Origin of the sequence: Aquimarina litoralis, from assembly GCF_019295435.1 — a bacterium.
Taxonomy (GTDB): domain Bacteria; phylum Bacteroidota; class Bacteroidia; order Flavobacteriales; family Flavobacteriaceae; genus Aquimarina; species Aquimarina litoralis_A.
Genome location: NZ_WEKL01000045.1, coordinates 1 through 17,056, shown reverse-complemented (window position 1 = coordinate 17,056; position 17,056 = coordinate 1). Strand labels below are relative to the sequence as shown.

The 17,056-nt window shown below is 32.0% G+C and carries 13 protein-coding genes; 8 read left to right on the top strand and 5 right to left on the bottom strand.

The features are described 5' to 3' along the window. Positions 1–2 precede the first annotated feature (2 nt). Complete coding sequence (locus GBO31_RS18870) at positions 3–1,511, top strand: phosphoethanolamine transferase (protein ID WP_219010025.1); 1,509 nt, start codon at positions 3–5, stop codon at positions 1,509–1,511. Positions 1,512–1,520: 9 nt separating this feature from the next. On the opposite strand, the gene GBO31_RS18865 is transcribed toward GBO31_RS18870, so the two are convergent. From GBO31_RS18865 to GBO31_RS18845, 5 genes are all read right to left on the bottom strand, one after another. Further along, on the bottom strand, positions 1,521–2,030 hold the full coding sequence (locus GBO31_RS18865) for a hypothetical protein (RefSeq protein WP_219010024.1): 510 nt from the start codon (positions 2,028–2,030) through the stop codon (positions 1,521–1,523). A gap of 281 nt (positions 2,031–2,311) precedes the next feature. Next, positions 2,312–3,259: an SPFH domain-containing protein gene (locus tag GBO31_RS18860; RefSeq protein ID WP_219010023.1), complete on the bottom strand. Its 948-nt coding sequence runs from the start codon at positions 3,257–3,259 to the stop codon at positions 2,312–2,314. A 64-nt stretch (positions 3,260–3,323) separates the two neighbouring features. Then, positions 3,324–3,503: a DUF4177 domain-containing protein gene (locus tag GBO31_RS18855; protein WP_219010022.1), complete on the bottom strand. Its 180-nt coding sequence runs from the start codon at positions 3,501–3,503 to the stop codon at positions 3,324–3,326. A 129-nt stretch (positions 3,504–3,632) separates the two neighbouring features. Continuing rightward, positions 3,633–5,144, bottom strand: a complete 1,512-nt coding sequence (gene gltX / locus GBO31_RS18850; protein ID WP_219010021.1) for a glutamate--tRNA ligase — start codon at positions 5,142–5,144, stop codon at positions 3,633–3,635. A gap of 96 nt (positions 5,145–5,240) precedes the next feature. Continuing rightward, on the bottom strand, positions 5,241–6,284 hold the full coding sequence (locus GBO31_RS18845; protein WP_219010020.1) for an alkane 1-monooxygenase: 1,044 nt from the start codon (positions 6,282–6,284) through the stop codon (positions 5,241–5,243). A 101-nt stretch (positions 6,285–6,385) separates the two neighbouring features. Here GBO31_RS18845 and GBO31_RS18840 point away from each other — a divergent pair, with 101 nt between their 5' ends. The 7 genes from GBO31_RS18840 (at position 6,386) to GBO31_RS18810 (ending at position 16,451) form a co-directional block, all read left to right on the top strand. Further along, positions 6,386–9,769: a DUF4175 family protein gene (locus tag GBO31_RS18840; protein WP_219010019.1), complete on the top strand. Its 3,384-nt coding sequence runs from the start codon at positions 6,386–6,388 to the stop codon at positions 9,767–9,769. After that, positions 9,762–10,184 carry an rRNA maturation RNase YbeY gene (gene ybeY / locus GBO31_RS18835; RefSeq protein ID WP_219010018.1) on the top strand — a complete coding sequence of 141 codons (423 nt, stop codon included), beginning with the start codon at positions 9,762–9,764 and terminating at the stop codon, positions 10,182–10,184. Before GBO31_RS18840 ends, ybeY begins: the two co-directional genes overlap by 8 nt. 78 nt (positions 10,185–10,262) lie before the next feature. Continuing rightward, the gene (gene mnmG / locus GBO31_RS18830; protein ID WP_219010017.1) at positions 10,263–12,134 is read left to right on the top strand and encodes a tRNA uridine-5-carboxymethylaminomethyl(34) synthesis enzyme MnmG; all 1,872 of its coding nucleotides are present in this window, start codon (positions 10,263–10,265) and stop codon (positions 12,132–12,134) included. Beyond that, positions 12,131–12,613 (top strand): hypothetical protein, encoded by a 483-nt coding sequence (locus GBO31_RS18825; protein WP_219010016.1) that lies wholly within the window; start codon positions 12,131–12,133, stop codon positions 12,611–12,613. Before mnmG ends, GBO31_RS18825 begins: the two co-directional genes overlap by 4 nt. 72 nt (positions 12,614–12,685) lie before the next feature. Next, positions 12,686–13,531, top strand: a complete 846-nt coding sequence (locus tag GBO31_RS18820) for a class I SAM-dependent methyltransferase (RefSeq protein WP_219010015.1) — start codon at positions 12,686–12,688, stop codon at positions 13,529–13,531. 229 nt (positions 13,532–13,760) lie between these two features. Then, positions 13,761–14,291 (top strand): OmpH family outer membrane protein, encoded by a 531-nt coding sequence (locus GBO31_RS18815; protein ID WP_219010014.1) that lies wholly within the window; start codon positions 13,761–13,763, stop codon positions 14,289–14,291. Between the two features lie 141 nt (positions 14,292–14,432). After that, a complete protein-coding gene (locus GBO31_RS18810) occupies positions 14,433–16,451 on the top strand; it encodes a gliding motility-associated C-terminal domain-containing protein (RefSeq protein WP_219010013.1) in 2,019 nt (672 codons plus the stop codon). The last annotated feature ends 605 nt before the right edge of the window (positions 16,452–17,056 follow it).

Below are 17,056 nucleotides of genomic sequence, written 5' to 3'. Positions count from 1 at the left end.
AAATGAAGTGGAAGCAGTATAAGAAAGTGATATTTTTTCATCTCATTCTTAATATAGTTTTTGCTCTTTTCATTACCTGTTCGTCTTATTATAATACACCACTAAAAGGGGGAAAGGATGTTGTTGCATATTTGATTCATTTATGCATTATTCAATCAACTTTTGCTGGTGTATTGTATATTTTATCTTTATCTAAAATAGTCTTTAAGCTTCTGTTTTCTTTGCTGTTTTTAGTTTTAGGAGGTATTTCTTTTTGGATATATAGTATTGATATTTCTGTGTCTACAGCGTTAATCCATGCCATTTTAACGACAAAATCATACATTGTAAGAGATCTTATTAGCGTAGAGTTTATTCTTTTTTTATTCCTTTTAGCAGTAGTTCTTTTTTTAGTATTTAAGTTTTACAATAAGATTGAAAAAAGGAAAGGATTTCAGTTTTTTTTACCGCTAAGTATTGGATTAATATGTTTGTTTTTTGTGGCAGACAAATTGAGATTAAAAAGCTTTAGTACTAAACTTCCTTATTCGCTGTTCTATAGTACAATTGCTTATATGGGTGAAGAGGATATTCCGTTGAAAAAGATTGAAAAAAGTAGTTCTTTATTCTTAGAAAATGATATTACAGTAGTTTTTATTTTGGGTGAATCAGTAAGAGCTGATCATCTTTCATTAAATGGATATAAACGAAATACAACTCCAAAATTAGCTAAAAGGAAGAATATTGTTAGTTTTAAAAATGTTTTTACAAACAAGACAAACACTGCACTTAGTTTACCAAGAATTTTGACAAATCAAAGTATTTCTGGAGTATCTCAGGATTCAATTATATCATTATTTGATATGGTAAACTCTAGAAATATTCACACAAGTTGGATAGGAAATCAATTGTTAGAAAGTTCTTATAAAACAATTGTAAACACAAATAATGAAGTACAAATAATAGATGAATTAAGATCATTTTGGAGCTTTCATAAGAAAGAAGATCTCTGTTTGATACCAGAGCTTAAGAAACAAATTAATAAGCAAAATAACGGCTTATTTTCATTACATATGATTGGTAGTCATTGGTGGTATGAAGATCGATATACCGATGAATTTAGAGAGTTTATTCCGGTTGTGGATAGTAAATATATTCCCTCATTAACAAAGGAACAAATGATTAATTCATACGACAATACAATCCTTTACTTGGATAATTTTTTGGATAGTATTATTAGTTTTTTAGATAGTAGAAATACTCCAACGGTTATGGTATATATTTCTGATCATGGAGAAGCAATGGGTGAGGACGGAAAATGGTTACACTCGCATTATAAAAGTCTTACCAATCCAGCAATGTTAGTTTGGTACTCTGATGAATTTAGAAATAGATATGAAGAAAAAATCAATAGTATGATCGAAAGAAGCGGTGAAAGTATCACTACAGATATCATGTATCACTCTATATTGGATTTATTCAATATAGAGGATCATGAGAGTGAAAAATCTATTTTTTTCTGTGAAAATTAGTTTAAACAATTAGAAATCAGCTATCTGTTCATCCTGAGGGATTTCGATATCTGTATTAAAATTTCTGAAAACTTTCTTTGTGTCTTCATCATCTAATAATTTATTTGCATCTACAAAATACCATTTTTCTTTTTTCTTATTGTAAAAACCAAAAAGAGAAGATTTAAATTTCACATTACGCCCATTGTAATCCATTAGAATGGTATTTTTTACAAGACAACGATATTCTTTTTTTTCTTTTCTTATATCAACAACTTCATCAACTTCAGAACTAATGATTTTGATTTTTTGAGCACTCATGGTTCTAAAAGTATCTTCTAGTTCTTTTCTTAATTGATCGTCTCCCACCTTTTTAGATATTTTTGGATGCGTATGTTCTAAAAGTGTATTAACATCTTTTTGAACAGAAGCTTCAGAAACAATCTTTGCATCGCGAAGAGCTTGTTTTTTTAATTTCGAAATGTTTTGCGAAAAAACACTTCCAGAAATTAAAAGGAAAATGAGTAAGTAATTTTTCATGACTGTGTTTTTGTAAATGAGATAGGTATAAATAATACTTATCAATTAGTTTTTGTAATTATTTTTATCTATTGTAAACGGATGTATATAAAAGACTGTAAGCGAACATAAAAGTTGCATAATGTGATTTTACGTCTTTATAATTAAAATGCGCTTAAAACCGTTTATTTCGATTTTTATACAAAATTAGTAATTTAATTGAATAGAAAATTCAAAAATTGCCTAAAAAATAAAATCCGATCATAATTTATGATCGGATTTAGTTCTTTTATAGAAATTTCTTATTCTTCAGATTTTTTTCTACCAAGACCTTTTTTTGCATTTTGTCTTTTTAACTCTTCTCCAATTTGATTAGAAGCAGTAAATGATGCAATCATGTTATTTAACATGTCGCTTCCTGCTTGGGGAGAGTTAGGTAATAAAATAAGATTACTGTTCGTCTCTTCTCCTATAGATTGTAAGGTATCGTAATGTTGTGTAACAACGATTAGGGCAGAGGCTTCTTGTGAATTAATACCAACATTGTTTAGAACGTCAACGCTTTCTTCTAAACCTCTGGCGATTTCTCTTCTTTGATCTGCAATACCTTGACCTTGTAATCGTTTACTTTCAGCTTCGGCACGTGCTTTTGCTACGATTTTAATACGCTCAGCTTCTGCTTCATATTCGGCTGCAACTTTTTCTCTTTCAGCGGCATTAATCCTGTTCATTGCTTCTTTTACCTGAAGATCTGGATCAATATCTGTAACTAGGGTTTTTATAATATCATAACCATAGTTAACCATAGCTTCGTTTAATTCTTGTTTTACAGCGATTGCGATATCATCTTTTCTTTCAAAAACATCATCTAGTTTCATTTTAGGAACCTCTGCACGAACAACATCGAATACATAGGAAGTAATTTGGTCATGTGGATTTTCTAATTTGTAAAAGGCATCATATACTTTGTCCTTAATAACTTGAAATTGAACAGATATTTTAAGACGAACAAAAACATCATCTTTTGTTTTTGTTTCTACTAAAACGTCTAATTGCTGAATTTTTAAATTAATTCTTCCTGCTATTTTGTCGAAAATTGGAATTTTGAAATGTAGCCCAGAATTACGAATGCTTAAGAATTTCCCAAAACGTTCTATAACAGCAGAAGTTTGTTGTTTTACTGTAAAGATTCCGGTAATTAGTATTAGAAATCCAAATACTACGAAAATTGGTGTTAAATATGTTATCATTGGTGTTCAGATTAAATGTTATTTGATATTTTGAATTTACTAATTAATTGTAAATACTTATATTTTATTTTGCAATAGTTATCATTGCAGTAGACATACCTGAGCTACTGGATGTTCCAAACGCTACTGATATTATTTCCCAACCTTCTTTTGATGCTTTGTTTAAGGTATCTTCTGCTTCTTTACGTAATTTTTCAGTGGACCAAAGATTGGTAATTTTTAGTACTTTATATTGCTTTCCCATAGTAGACGAACATTTAGTTTATTTCTTTATCAGTAGGAATTTCTATAAAAATGTTACACTGTAATAAGAAAATAGCCCTTTGTTAAACAGTAAACAAAGAGCTATTTATAAGCTTAAAACAACGAATTACTAAAGTTTTTCTTTAGTAGATTCTATTCGTTTAATAGTTTCATTTTTTCCAATGATGGACATGATTTCAAATAGATCTGGTCCTTGTAAAGAACCAACTAATGATATTCTTAGCGGCATCATAATTTTACCAAAACCTATTTCTTTAGATTTTATCCAGCTTTTCACAATATTGGATATAGTATCTGAAGTAAAATTATTAATATCGCTTAGGATACGAGTTAATTCATGCATTAAATCAGGAGTATCTTCTTTCCATGCTTTTTTTACAGCTTTTTCATCATATTCTGATGGTGCAATAAATAGGAATGAACTGAGATCCCAAAGATCATTACTAAAAATGGCTCTTTCTTGAATTAAAGAAACTACTTCTTCTAAATCAAAAGAGTAGGAAATATTCTTTTTTGATAGAATATTTTTTAATTGTTCCACATGTAAATTGATATCTGCATTTTGAAAATGCTGTTGTTGAAACCATTTTGTTTTTTCAGGATCAAATTTGGCGCCTGCTTTATTGACTCTAGTAAGATCAAATTCTTTAACAAGTTCTTCTAAAGAAAATAATTCTTGTTCAGTTCCAGGGTTCCATCCTAGAAAGGCTAACATATTAATAACGGCTTCTGGTAGGTAACCATCTTCTCGATATCCAGAAGCTATTTCTTCAGTTTTAGGATCTTTCCATTCTAATGGGAATACAGGAAATCCACCTTTTATACCGTCACGCTTTCCTAATTTACCCTTACCAGTTGGTTTTAGAATTAAGGGCAAGTGTGCAAATTTTGGAGATTCCCAATCGAAAGCTCTGTACAATAAAATGTGTAAGGGTAGGGAAGGCAACCATTCTTCTCCACGAATAACGTGTGTGATTTCCATAAGATGATCGTCAACAATATTCGCTAAATGATAAGTAGGCATTCCGTCGCTTTTAAAAAGTATTTTATCATCGAGGACATTGGTATCAATAGTTATTTCGCCCCGAATTTCGTCGGTGAGCACAAGTATCTCATCTTGCGGAGATTTGAAGCGAATAACATAAGGCTCACCAGAATTAATCTTGCTTTCTGTTTCAGAATCTGATAGAGATAAGGAATTTGTAAGCTTTGCTCTGTTGTGCCAATTATATATAAAAGTTTTTCCTTGGGCTTCATGATTTTTTCTATGTGCCTCTAGTTCTTCTGAGGTATCGAAGGCATAATATGCGTAACCTTTTGCAATAAGTTCATCTGCATATTGACGGTATAAGTGTTTGCGTTCACTTTGACGGTATGGTCCGAAACCACCATCTTTTCCTGGGCCTTCATCAAAAGGAATATTACACCAATTTAGCGCATCAGTAATATAGTCTTCAGCGCCATGAACAAAACGGTTTTGATCAGTATCTTCAATTCTAAGAACAAAAGTTCCTTGTTTCTTTTTTGTGAATAAATAGTTAAATAAAGCCGTCCTTACACCTCCAATATGTAAAGGACCTGTTGGACTTGGAGCAAATCTTACTCGCGGTGTTTTCGTCATAATCTTATGTTTTAAACCTGACTGGTTGCAAAGGAAATGGCAAAGATACGATGTATAATAGGTGTTTAAAAAAGATTTGTTTTAATAATAGATTACTTAAGATGTAGGTTTCATTTCTCTAGGTACTCTTTTATTCATTAGTATAAACCATATAGGTGGAAACAAAGCAATCACCATTGAGGTTGGATATCCAAATGGTAATTGAGGACTTTCATTATGATGATCTAAAATTTGATATTTTTTAGATGCTTTATAATGGTGATCACTATGACGTGTAAGTTCAAAAAGTAGAATTCTACCAAGTAAATGATTGGAATTCCAAGAATGAATTTCGCGTACACGTTCGTAACGACCCGATTTGTTCTTTTTCCTTATAAGTCCATAATGTTCGATATAGTTGATAGTTTCTAATAGTAAAAACCCAACTGTTCCACATGAAATAGCAACCCATAAACCAGTAAAACCAAAGGTGAAAAATATAATTGAAAGAAAAAATGTTGTAATGATGATGTACCAAAACATATCATTCTTTAGTGATAGGAAGTGTTTATTATTTTGTTGAAGTAATTTGGTTTGTATTTTCCATGCACTGATATATTGTCCTAGTACTGATGTGATCCAGAAAATATACAAAGGTTGATTATATCTAGCAGTTGCAGGATCTTCGTTGGTAGCGGCTTTTAGATGATGCCCAAAGTTGTGTTCTACATAAAAATGCATATATAAAGATGGAAGTAGGARAGCTTTGGCTATAAATCGTTCATTAGAGAAACGATGACCTAATTCGTGACCTACGTTAATACCATTCGCTCCTAAAACAATACCAGTAGAAATTATAATTCCAACAATTTCATAGGTATAAAGTTCGGTGGATGTGACAGTATATAAAGCGTAAAATAAGATGATATAAATAAGAGGAAGATTTATATATAACAACCAATCAAAGAGTTTCTTTTTGGATTTTGAAAGTCTGGAATCAGCATCAAGATTTTCTTCAGAGGAAGGTGTGAATAGTTCTATTATGGGTATCAATCCAAAAACATATATAGGTGTAAGATAGGTGTATATACCTTCTAAGTTAATACTGAGAATTGCAATCAATGGTATGCTATAGGCGGATATATATTTTAAATCTTTCATAAGAAGTTAGATACTAGGGGTTTGAATTATAATAAATATAACAAATCTATAAGAAATAATGTTGTAGTTTTATAGATTACTGTTAAAGAATAGGATGTTTTATGGATAGTTTTGAAATCATCAAGCAAAAATTAGAAAGTTTTATAAGGAAATATTATACCAATGAATTAATAAAAGGGATCATACTTTTTTTGTCTATAGGTATATTATATTTCTTGATTACTCTTCTGATTGAGTATATGTTTTGGTTAAGTAGTGGTTGGAGAACTTTGTTGTTTTGGTTGTTTATAGCAGTGGAAATAGGATTGTTTGTTAAATTTATTATTATACCGTTAGCTAAATTATTTAAGCTAGCAAATGGAATTAATTATGAAAATGCATCTAAAATAATTGGCAATCATTTTCCTAATGTAAATGACAAATTGTTGAATCTTTTACAGTTAAGTGAAGATAAAACGTCATCTTCTTTATTATTGGCTAGTATAGAACAGAAGTCATCGGAATTACGTCTTATTCCTTTTAAAACAGCTATAAATTTTAAAAAAAATGTAAAACATTTAAAGTATGCAATAATTCCAATTGCGGTTTTTTTACTTGTAAGTTTGTTMAATAGTAGTAGCTGGTTTTCAGAGAGTTATAAAAGGGTAGTTAATTATGAAACGGCGTATGAACCGCCAGCACCTTTTCAGTTTTTTGTAGTTAATAATACGCTAAATGCTTTAGAGAGTAAGGACTTTTTATTGAAGGTAAGAACTTCGGGTGAAGTCATACCTGAAGATGTAAGGATTACGTACAACAGTGAAACATATTTCTTGAAAAGCTCTGGAGTAGGAGAGTTCGAGTATACATTTATTCAGCCTAATGAACCTATAGAGTTTGTGCTCTCTTCTAATGAGGTAAGTTCAAAAAGGTATGTTTTAGATGTAGTTCCTGTTCCTAGTTTGTTGGATTTTACAATGGAGTTGGATTATCCTAGCTATACTCAGAAAATAGATGAATCATTAAGCAGTTCTGGAAATGCTGTTGTTCCAGAAGGAACAAAAATTTCATGGAAGGTAGAGACCCGAAATACGGATATAGTGAATATGATAGTGAAGGATTCTATAATAGATTTTAAAAAGGAAAAGGATGATTTCGTTTATAAGAATAAGTTGGCGGATGATTTAGATTATCAAATAACAACTTCAAATAAAAACGTAAAGGATTACGATAATTTATCTTTTAATATAAAGGTGGTAAGGGATCAATATCCAGAGATTAATATAAGCTCTGAAAAAGATACTATTGATAATAGTACTTTGTATTTTTTTGGAAGAGTAAGCGACGACTATGGGTTAAGAAATTTACAATTGGTGTATCATAATAGTGAAAATGATGAGCTTAAGAATAAGGTAAAAATAGACGTTTCGACCTCAGTTTTTGATGAGTTTGTGTTTACGTTTCCAGGTAATATAGAATTGGAAGATGGTGTTGATTATGATTTTTACTTTGAGATTTTTGATAACGATGGGGTTAATGGTAGTAAAAGTTCGAAAAGCCAGGTTTTTAATTTTAGAAAATTAACCAATGCAGAAGAAAATAAAAAAAGATTAAATGAACAGAATGAGGCCATCTCTGGTTTAAACAAATCACTTAAAAAGTTTAAGGAACAAGAAGGGGATTTGAAAGAGTTGAGCAAATTGCAAAAAGAGAAAAAACAATTGGATTTTAATGATAGAAAGAAGTTGGAAGATTACTTGAAAAGACAAAAGGAACAAGAAAAAATGATGCAAAGTTTTTCAAAGAAGTTGAAGGATAACTTGAATCAGTTAGAGGAAAAGAATGAAGAAGAACCTTTCAAGGATGCCTTGAAAGAAATGTTAGAAAGAAATGAACAAAAACTCAAGAAGAATGAGAAACTGCTCGAAGAGATTAATAAGTTATCTGAGAAAATCCGAAAGGAAGAATTAACTGAGAAGTTAGAGGAATTAGCAAAAGAAAATAAAAATCTAAAGAAGAATTTAGAACAGTTGTTGGAGCTAACAAAAAGATATTATGTGATTCAAAAGCATGAAGAGTTAGCGGATAAGCTTAAGGATTTGGCAAAGGAACAAGAGGAGTTGTCTGAGAAGGAAGAGGAGAATACTAAAGAGGAGCAAGATAAGATAAACGAAAAGTTTAATGAGTTTCAAAAGGAGATGGAGGAGTTGAGAAAGGATAATAAAGATTTGAAAAAACCGATGAACTTGGATCAGAATGAAGCTGATGAAAAAGAGATTAATGATGAACAACAAAAGGCAAGTGATAACCTAGATAAACAGAAAAAATCTGATGCTAAGAAAAATCAAAAGAGTGCAGCCGAGAAAATGAAACAAATGAGTAAGGGTATGCAAATGCAGATGCAAATGGGTGGTGAGCAACAACAGCAGGAAGACATGGATATGTTGAGACAGATATTGGATAATTTGGTTGATTTTTCGATAGAGCAAGAGGAGTTAATGAAGGGTTTCAAGGGAATCGATAATGATAATCCAACGTATTCTACAAAGTTAAAAAAGCAAAGTGTACTTAGAGAGAATTTTATACATATTGATGATAGTTTATACGCGTTGGCATTGCGCACGCCAAAAATTTCTGATAAGATTACGGATAAGTTAACCGATATAGAATATAATATTGACAAGTCATTAGAAAGATTGTCCGAGAATCAGGTTATACAGGGAACAGCAAATCAACAATATTCTGTAACTGGTTCTAATGATTTAGCTTATTTTTTAAGTTTGGCGTTAGACCAAATGCAGAATAGTATGTCAATGTCGGGCAAGGGAAAAAGTGGTGATTCTAAAGGGTTTCAATTACCAGACATTATAAAGAAACAGGAGGAGCTTAACCAAAAAATGGAAGAAGGTCAGAAAAAAGGTAAAGGCAAGAAACAGGGTGAAGAACAAGGCGATTCGAATGGTGGGTCTTCTGGTGAAAAAGGTGAAAATGGAAAAGGTAAGAGTGGAGATAAAAATGGAGAAGGTGATAAGAACGGAAGGAATGGAAAGAACTCTGAGGGTGATGGAGAATCGGAAATTGAGAATGAGAATTTGAATGGAGAATTATATGAAATTTACAAGCAGCAACAGCAACTAAGAAATGCTCTTGAGGATAAGCTAAGAAAGGAAGGTATTAAAGGTGGAAAAGGAAGTGCTTTGCTAAGAAAGATGGAACAGGTGGAAGGTGAGTTATTGGAAAAAGGATTTAATAATAATACCTTAAGAAAAATGTTGAATCTTAAGCATGAGCTTTTAAAACTAGATGATGCTACTTTTGAGCAAGGAGAGGAAGAGCGTAGAGAAAGCAAGACGAATAACACTCGATATAAAAACAATGAAAGTGACGAACTTATTAAGGCTAAACAATATTTTAATACTACTGAGATATTAAATCGACAAGTATTACCTTTGCGGCAAAATCATAAGAGGAAAGTACAAGAATATTTTAAGAAAGGAAATGATTAATTTTTTTTATGAATCTGTAAATGTTTTAGAGGATGAGAAATCATTGAGTTCATGGCTAAATAAGGTGGCTGTTTCTGAAGGAAAGAGCTTGGGTGAGATAAATTATATTTTTTGTACGGATGAATATTTGTTAAAGATCAACCAAGATTTTTTGAACCACGATACGTATACGGACATCATAAGTTTCGACAGTACGATGGGCAATCAATTGAATGGTGACATTTTTGTTTCTTTGGACAGAGTTAAGGAGAATGCAGAACTTTATTCGGTAAATTTTCTTGAAGAGCTTAGAAGAGTCTTGGTTCATGGGGTTTTACACTTCTGTGGTTATAAAGACAAATCTGAAGAAGAGAGCGTTCTTATGAGACAAAAGGAAGATGAAAAACTAACTATGTTCCACGTGGAATATAGTTAGTTTTTATATAATTTGTTCCACGTGGAACAAATTTTTTAGTTAATTATTGTGTTCCACGTGGAACAAATAGGAAATATTATGTTTGATAAAGAGTATGATGTTATCGTAGTTGGAGGAGGGCATGCTGGAAGTGAAGCTGCGGCGTCAGCCGCAAATTTAGGTTGTAGTACTTTGCTGATGACTATGAATTTGCAAAACATTGCGCAAATGAGTTGTAACCCTGCGATGGGTGGTATAGCAAAAGGACAGATTGTTAGAGAAATTGATGCACTTGGAGGTTATAGTGGTATTGTAAGTGATAGAACTGCTATTCAATTCAAGATGCTTAATAAGTCAAAAGGACCTGCTATGTGGAGTCCAAGGGTACAAAGCGACCGTATGCGTTTTGCTGAAGAATGGAGGTTGTTGTTGGAGCAAACACCTAACTTGGATTTTTACCAAGAAATGGTGAGTGGTCTAATAATAGAGGGAGAAGAAATTAAAGGAGTAAGGACTTCTTTAGGGATAGAAGTTAGAGCAAAAACTGTAGTGTTAACCAATGGTACTTTTTTGAATGGTTTGATTCATATCGGCGAAAAACAATTCGGAGGAGGTAGAGCAGGAGAAAGAGCTGCAACAGGAATTACAGAGCAATTAATAGATTTAGGTTTTGATTCTGGAAGAATGAAAACAGGAACTCCACCAAGAGTGGATGGAAGGTCGTTGGATTATTCTAAAATGGTAGAGCAACCTGGTGATGAAAAACCAGAAAAGTTTAGTTATTCTAATTTATCCAAGCCATTAACACAACAGAGATCTTGTTATATGACATATACTTCGCCAGAAGTACATGATTTGCTTAGAGAAGGTTTTGATAGATCACCAATGTTTAATGGGAGAATTAAAAGTATAGGTCCACGATATTGCCCCTCTATAGAAGATAAGATTAATAGGTTTGCGGATAAGGAAAGGCATCAAATGTTTATTGAACCCGAAGGATGGAATACGGTAGAGGTGTATGTGAATGGTTTTTCTACATCATTACCAGAGGATGTTCAGTTTAAAGCTTTACGATCTGTTGTAGGTTTTGAAAGTGTCAAGTTTTTTAGACCCGGTTATGCGATAGAGTATGATTATTTTCCACCAACACAATTAACACACACATTAGAAACTAAGTTGATCAGTGGTTTGTTTTTTGCCGGTCAAATTAATGGTACTACAGGATATGAGGAGGCAGCTTCTCAAGGCTTAATGGCAGGTGTAAATGCAGCTCTAAAAGTAAAGGAAAGAGATCCTTTTACTTTAACAAGAAGTGAAGCTTATATAGGGGTCTTAATTGATGATTTAATTACAAAAGGAACAGAGGAGCCGTATAGAATGTTTACATCTAGAGCGGAATATAGAACATTGCTAAGACAGGATAATGCAGATTTTAGATTGACACCTATTGCACATAAAATAGGTTTAGCGTCTGATGAACGTTTGGTGAGAATGGAGGAAAAACAGAAGAAATCTGAAAGTTTCGTTCGATTTTTTAAAGAAACAAGTGTTTCTCCGAAAGAGATAAATCCAGTTTTAGAGGAAAAGAAATCTTCACCTATTAATCAAAGTGGCAAGATGTTTAAGATTTTTGCTCGTCCTCAAATTACGCTAGATGATATGACACGAGTGGAAAAGGTTTCTGAGTATATAGAACAAAACAATCTTGATAAAGAAGTATTGGAGCAAACTGAAATACAGGTAAAGTATTCTGGTTATATAGAAAAAGAGAAAAATAATGCAGATAAGCTAAACCGTTTGGAAAATATTAAAATCCCAAAAGACTTTGATTATACAAAGTTGAAATCATTGTCATATGAAGCTTGCGAGAAGATGTCAAAAATTAAGCCAGCAACAATTTCTCAAGCTTCACGAATTAGTGGTGTTTCTCCAAGTGACATTTCTGTGTTGTTGGTTTATATGGGTCGATGATGAAGTATGTTTTATGTAAACAGGAAAGAGCTTTAAAGGGAAAAATATTAGTGATAATTGTTTTTGTTTTTTCTGCAGCAATGTTAGTTTTTAGTAAGGAAGAACTTTTTTCAAGAATTTTACTGTTTGTAGTATCTTTTCTTTTTTTAGGATTTTCAATTAGTTATAGAATAGATAAGACTTTTGAAAATCATAAAGTCTTTTCGGTTTTTGGTCTGGTTTTTTATAAGCAGAAGTTGGATTTAGAATTTCCAGACTATATTTCTGTGTTTGCTGGATCTTTTAGTCAAAATAATGAATGGAGTACTGTTAGTGCTCTTGGAACTAAAGAAAGGCATGAAGGATACGTTGTTCGTTTTTTTAAAGAGAATAGAAGAGAAACCTTGTTTAAAACAAACAAGTATGATATAGCTTTAAAAAAAGCCGAAGACTTAAGTAAGCTTTTGAATGTAGAGATTTATAATGCAACGAAATCTTAGTTCCACGTGGAACATTTTTAATAGGTTGTTTAATTTTTCTGTTAACTCATTACACTTTTATCAAGAACATCAATGAATAATAAATTGGAATTTTATTTGATCTGTAAGGACCATACGGTTTCTAGAGAAAAATTTGAATTGTATAAAGACGAAGAACATGATATGTTGATGACCTTACCAAAACCTTCAAGTGATACTTTAGGAAAGTATTATGAGAGTGAGGACTATATCTCTCATACAGATGCCAAAAGAACGGTTTTTGAAAATCTATATCATATTGTAAAAAAATATTCATTACGAAAAAAGGTAAGATTAATTTCTGGTTTACATCAAAGTTCAGGTGCTTTATTAGACCTTGGTGCTGGAACAGGAGATTTTTTAATAGAAGCAAAAAGAAAGAATTGGAAGGTTGTTGGTGTAGAACCCAATGATCAAGCTAAAGTATTAGCAAAGAATAAAGGGATTGTATTAGAATCTGATACGTCGACACTTCCAGATAATAATTTTGATGTTATTACAATGTGGCATGTGTTGGAACACGTTCCTGATGTTCATCTTCAAATTAAAGAATTAAAGAGACTTTTGAAACCTAACGGATATCTCATAATAGCAGTGCCAAATTTTAAATCATATGATGCGGAGTATTACAAATCCTATTGGGCCGCTTATGATGTGCCAAGGCATTTATGGCATTTTTCAAGAGAAGCTATAAAGTCCCTTTTTGAAAAAGAAAAAATTCAACTTCAGAAAACAAAACCATTAATTTTTGATTCTTTTTATGTTTCTCTTTTATCAGAAAAGTATAAAAATGGAAAAATGAATTTTTTAAGAGCGTTTTGGGTAGGCCTTATTTCAAATCTAAAGGGAATAAGATCAAAACAGTATTCTTCACACATTTATATATTAAAAAACAAGTAAATTCTTTTTTAAGGCAATTTTAAGCGGTTTTTATACGGTTTTGGGTGTAACACCCTTGTTTTTTCTAAAAAGGCGTCAAAAAGCGTCTTTTTTGACGGTTTTCTATTAGTTTTTATAATAATAGAAAAGATAGTCATTGTTTTTTCTTATGATTCATTAATTTGATCATTTAATAATGATATGATCAATTGAACTTTGATATTTTTGCGCAGAACTAAAATTTAGAATAATGAGAAATTTTTTATGGATTGCAATAGCATTACTGGGAATGATATCTTGTAATCAGCAAATTGAAAAAACTGGTTTTGTAAATAATACAAAAGTAGTGTCTGATTTTAATGAGATGAAAACTGCAAAGGAGAAGTGGACAAAGAAAAATAATGAAGTAAGAGCTGAATTAGAGGAAAAAGCAAAACAGTTTCAGATTGAAGTACAGGGTTATCAAAATATAATGAAATCCATGACTCAAGCCAATAGGGAGAAAAAGGAGCAAGAATTGATGGTGAAGCAACAAACTTTGCAAAGAGAACAGCAAACTAGAATGCAGGAAATTCAGCAAGGTAGTCAGGCGGAAATAGACTCAATTATTTCTAAAGTGGAGAGTTTTATAAAAGATTATGGTAAAAAGAATGGTTATACATACATTTATGGTGAAACTGAAGTTAAAAATATCTTTTATGCAAAAGAAGAATTGGATCTTACAGAGAAAATTATTACAGAATTAAATGGTGCTAAAACTACTGAAGAAAGTAAAGAATAAGTTTAAAATATATCTAGATGATAGCCCTATAATTAGTTTATAGGGCTTTTTTGTTCAGGTATTTGGGGAATTTTCCCTGTTATTTTGAGAAATATTCTCTTTTGAGTACCTTTAAACTTAGCTAAAACAAATAATAGGCGTATGAGAAATATTTACATAATCCCCCTTTTTTTACTTGTATTTTTGACTTTTGGTGATCAGGTTTACTCACAATCATTGTCAGAACCGAAGTTTTCGGCAACAGGAAGCGTTTCTACTACGGAAATTGTATGTGCGCTTGCCAATAGTCCTGAACGAATAGCAATTTCCGAATATACTGGTCCATCAGGTTTCTACGGTACGGGAACGAAGTTTTTATTAGAACTTTCTGATGAGTCTGGTGTTTTTCAAGACCCTCCATTATTATTGCAAGAGTTAGTATTACTGGAACCGATTGCGGCTAGTCAGGATTTGATATTTGAACCTTTTGAAATTCCTTCAGATTTAAGAGGAGAAGCATATAGTTTAAGAATCAGAGATGAAAACTCTTTATTAGAAAGAGTGAATGATTCTATACCCATTTACTTTATAGATACAATGGGAGATAATGCTATCTCTATTGAAGGTCCAAACTCAGGAGCAAATAATGTTGCTTTATGTCAAGGAACACCCACTACGCTTACTGCTTTTCCGGATGATTTTCCTTTATATACGTGGCTTTTAGATGACGAAATAATTCCTGGAGAGACAGAAAATGTTCTTCAAAATGTGACACAACCAGGAAGATATACGGTGATATTTGAATCAGATTCTTGTAATGAGATTTATGGTGGAAGAAATAGAATTAACATAGTTGTTTTTGACTTTAATAACGCCAATGTTTTTATTAATGAAGATAATGGAGAACCGATTAGTTTTTGCCCAGAAACGGGTAATTTTTTAACATGTAGTATCAACGATCCTGCATATACCTATGAATGGTTCTTGGATGGCGAACCTATAGCAGATTCTAATAGTCCTACATACGAACTTCCGCAAAGTAATTTTGGAGGAGCATATACGGTTGAAGTGACTGCAGACAGTAACTGTTCTATATTAACGAATGCAGTAGAAGTAATTAATATAGGTTCTGATATTTTAACTCAGTCACCACCACAAATGATATTATTACCTACTGAGACCATAACCTTAGAAATTACTACTAATGCACCAGCAGGTAGTACCATTCGGTGGTTCGAGAATGACACTCTTATACCAGGAGCAACTGGTTTATCCATTGATGTGACTAATGTAGGTGCGTACAGAGCAGAAGTTTTAACAAATGATGTATGTAGGAGCCTATTAGTTGCAATGACAGAGGTTTTTGTGGCAGAGAGTTTTTTGCCTACAGTTTCTCAGGTGATAGATTGTGATGATAACACAGCAACTTTGGCTTTACAAGAGCTATTAGGTATTACTGCTGGAGGATTAGAGATTCCTTTGACAGAAGGACAATATAGTTTTTTCGATTTCGAGTGGTTCCGAGATGGTACTAGTTTAGGAGAAACGGATTTAAGCATTACAGTAAATGGTGCAGATGAGAATGCATCTTATACGATTGAAGCTACCTTTAGGCCTACGAATGATTTTGCGGTAGCGGTTTCTGATCCAGTGATGATAGAATTCTTAACAGACGATGTTGAAATAGTTTCAGACCCACCGTTTTTACCATTCGGCGGAGAGGTTACGTTAAGTGTTCCTTTAAGCTTGTTGTATACCTATGAATGGTTTGTAGAAGAAGGAGGTGATTTTGTATTGATAGATGGAGAAACAACCAATATGATTACTGTTTCTGAAGAGGGAAGATATAGAGTAATTATTACCTATCAGGAGTGTGAGATAGAACGTGAGATTACAGTTGGTGATGAGCCAGGTGTTTCTGCAGTGATTCCAAATGTAATTACACCAAATGGTAGTCCTGGATTTAATGATAATTGGATATTACCGGATGAATTTGAAGCTTCAAATGTACAGGTAACCATATATAATTCAGATGGTAAGTTGGATTTTGAGAAGTCAGGAGGATATAATGAAGATTGGCCTGCAAATTCAGCTTCGGGCGCGAGTGAGCTCATATATTATTATATAATTACCAGAAATAGCGCAGTAGTCAGAAAAGGAACAATTACTGTAATGAGATAATTGTAAATTCTTTAACTAAAATTTATAGACAAAAACTGTTAAATTTTGACCAATTTGGATCAAAAAAAGTACACTTAATCGGTAAAAATTGCCGTTTTTAGATGTTTTTTTACGTTTAAAAATATCGAAAATTTGATCAAATTTTCAATTTATTAGTGGCAAAATTTTGAATTTCTCATCGTAATCTTTTGATTTTTGAAGTTTTTTTGATCATTTTTGGAAGAAAATCGTTATATTTAACTATTTGGATATTAGCTATTTAAGAAGGTTTGGTTTACTACTAAAGCCCTGCATTCACATATGTAATTATTGTCTTCAATTTTGAGTAAGAATATTATTACAAAAAAAAATGAAAATTTGGTTTGATATAAATTTTTAATTCATAATTTTATGACTTTACAATATTTATATTAACAATATTATTAACAAGCGCCCCAAATCGCTCGATTAATAGTGCATATATTCACATAATAATAAGGTGTGATGACTATGAAAAAAAGACTTGACCTATCGTTACTGGCCTTAGCGCTTAGCCTATTTACTTCACTTCAGGCTATAGCACAGGAAATTACCATGCCTGAATTCTACATCAACGATAGTAACTC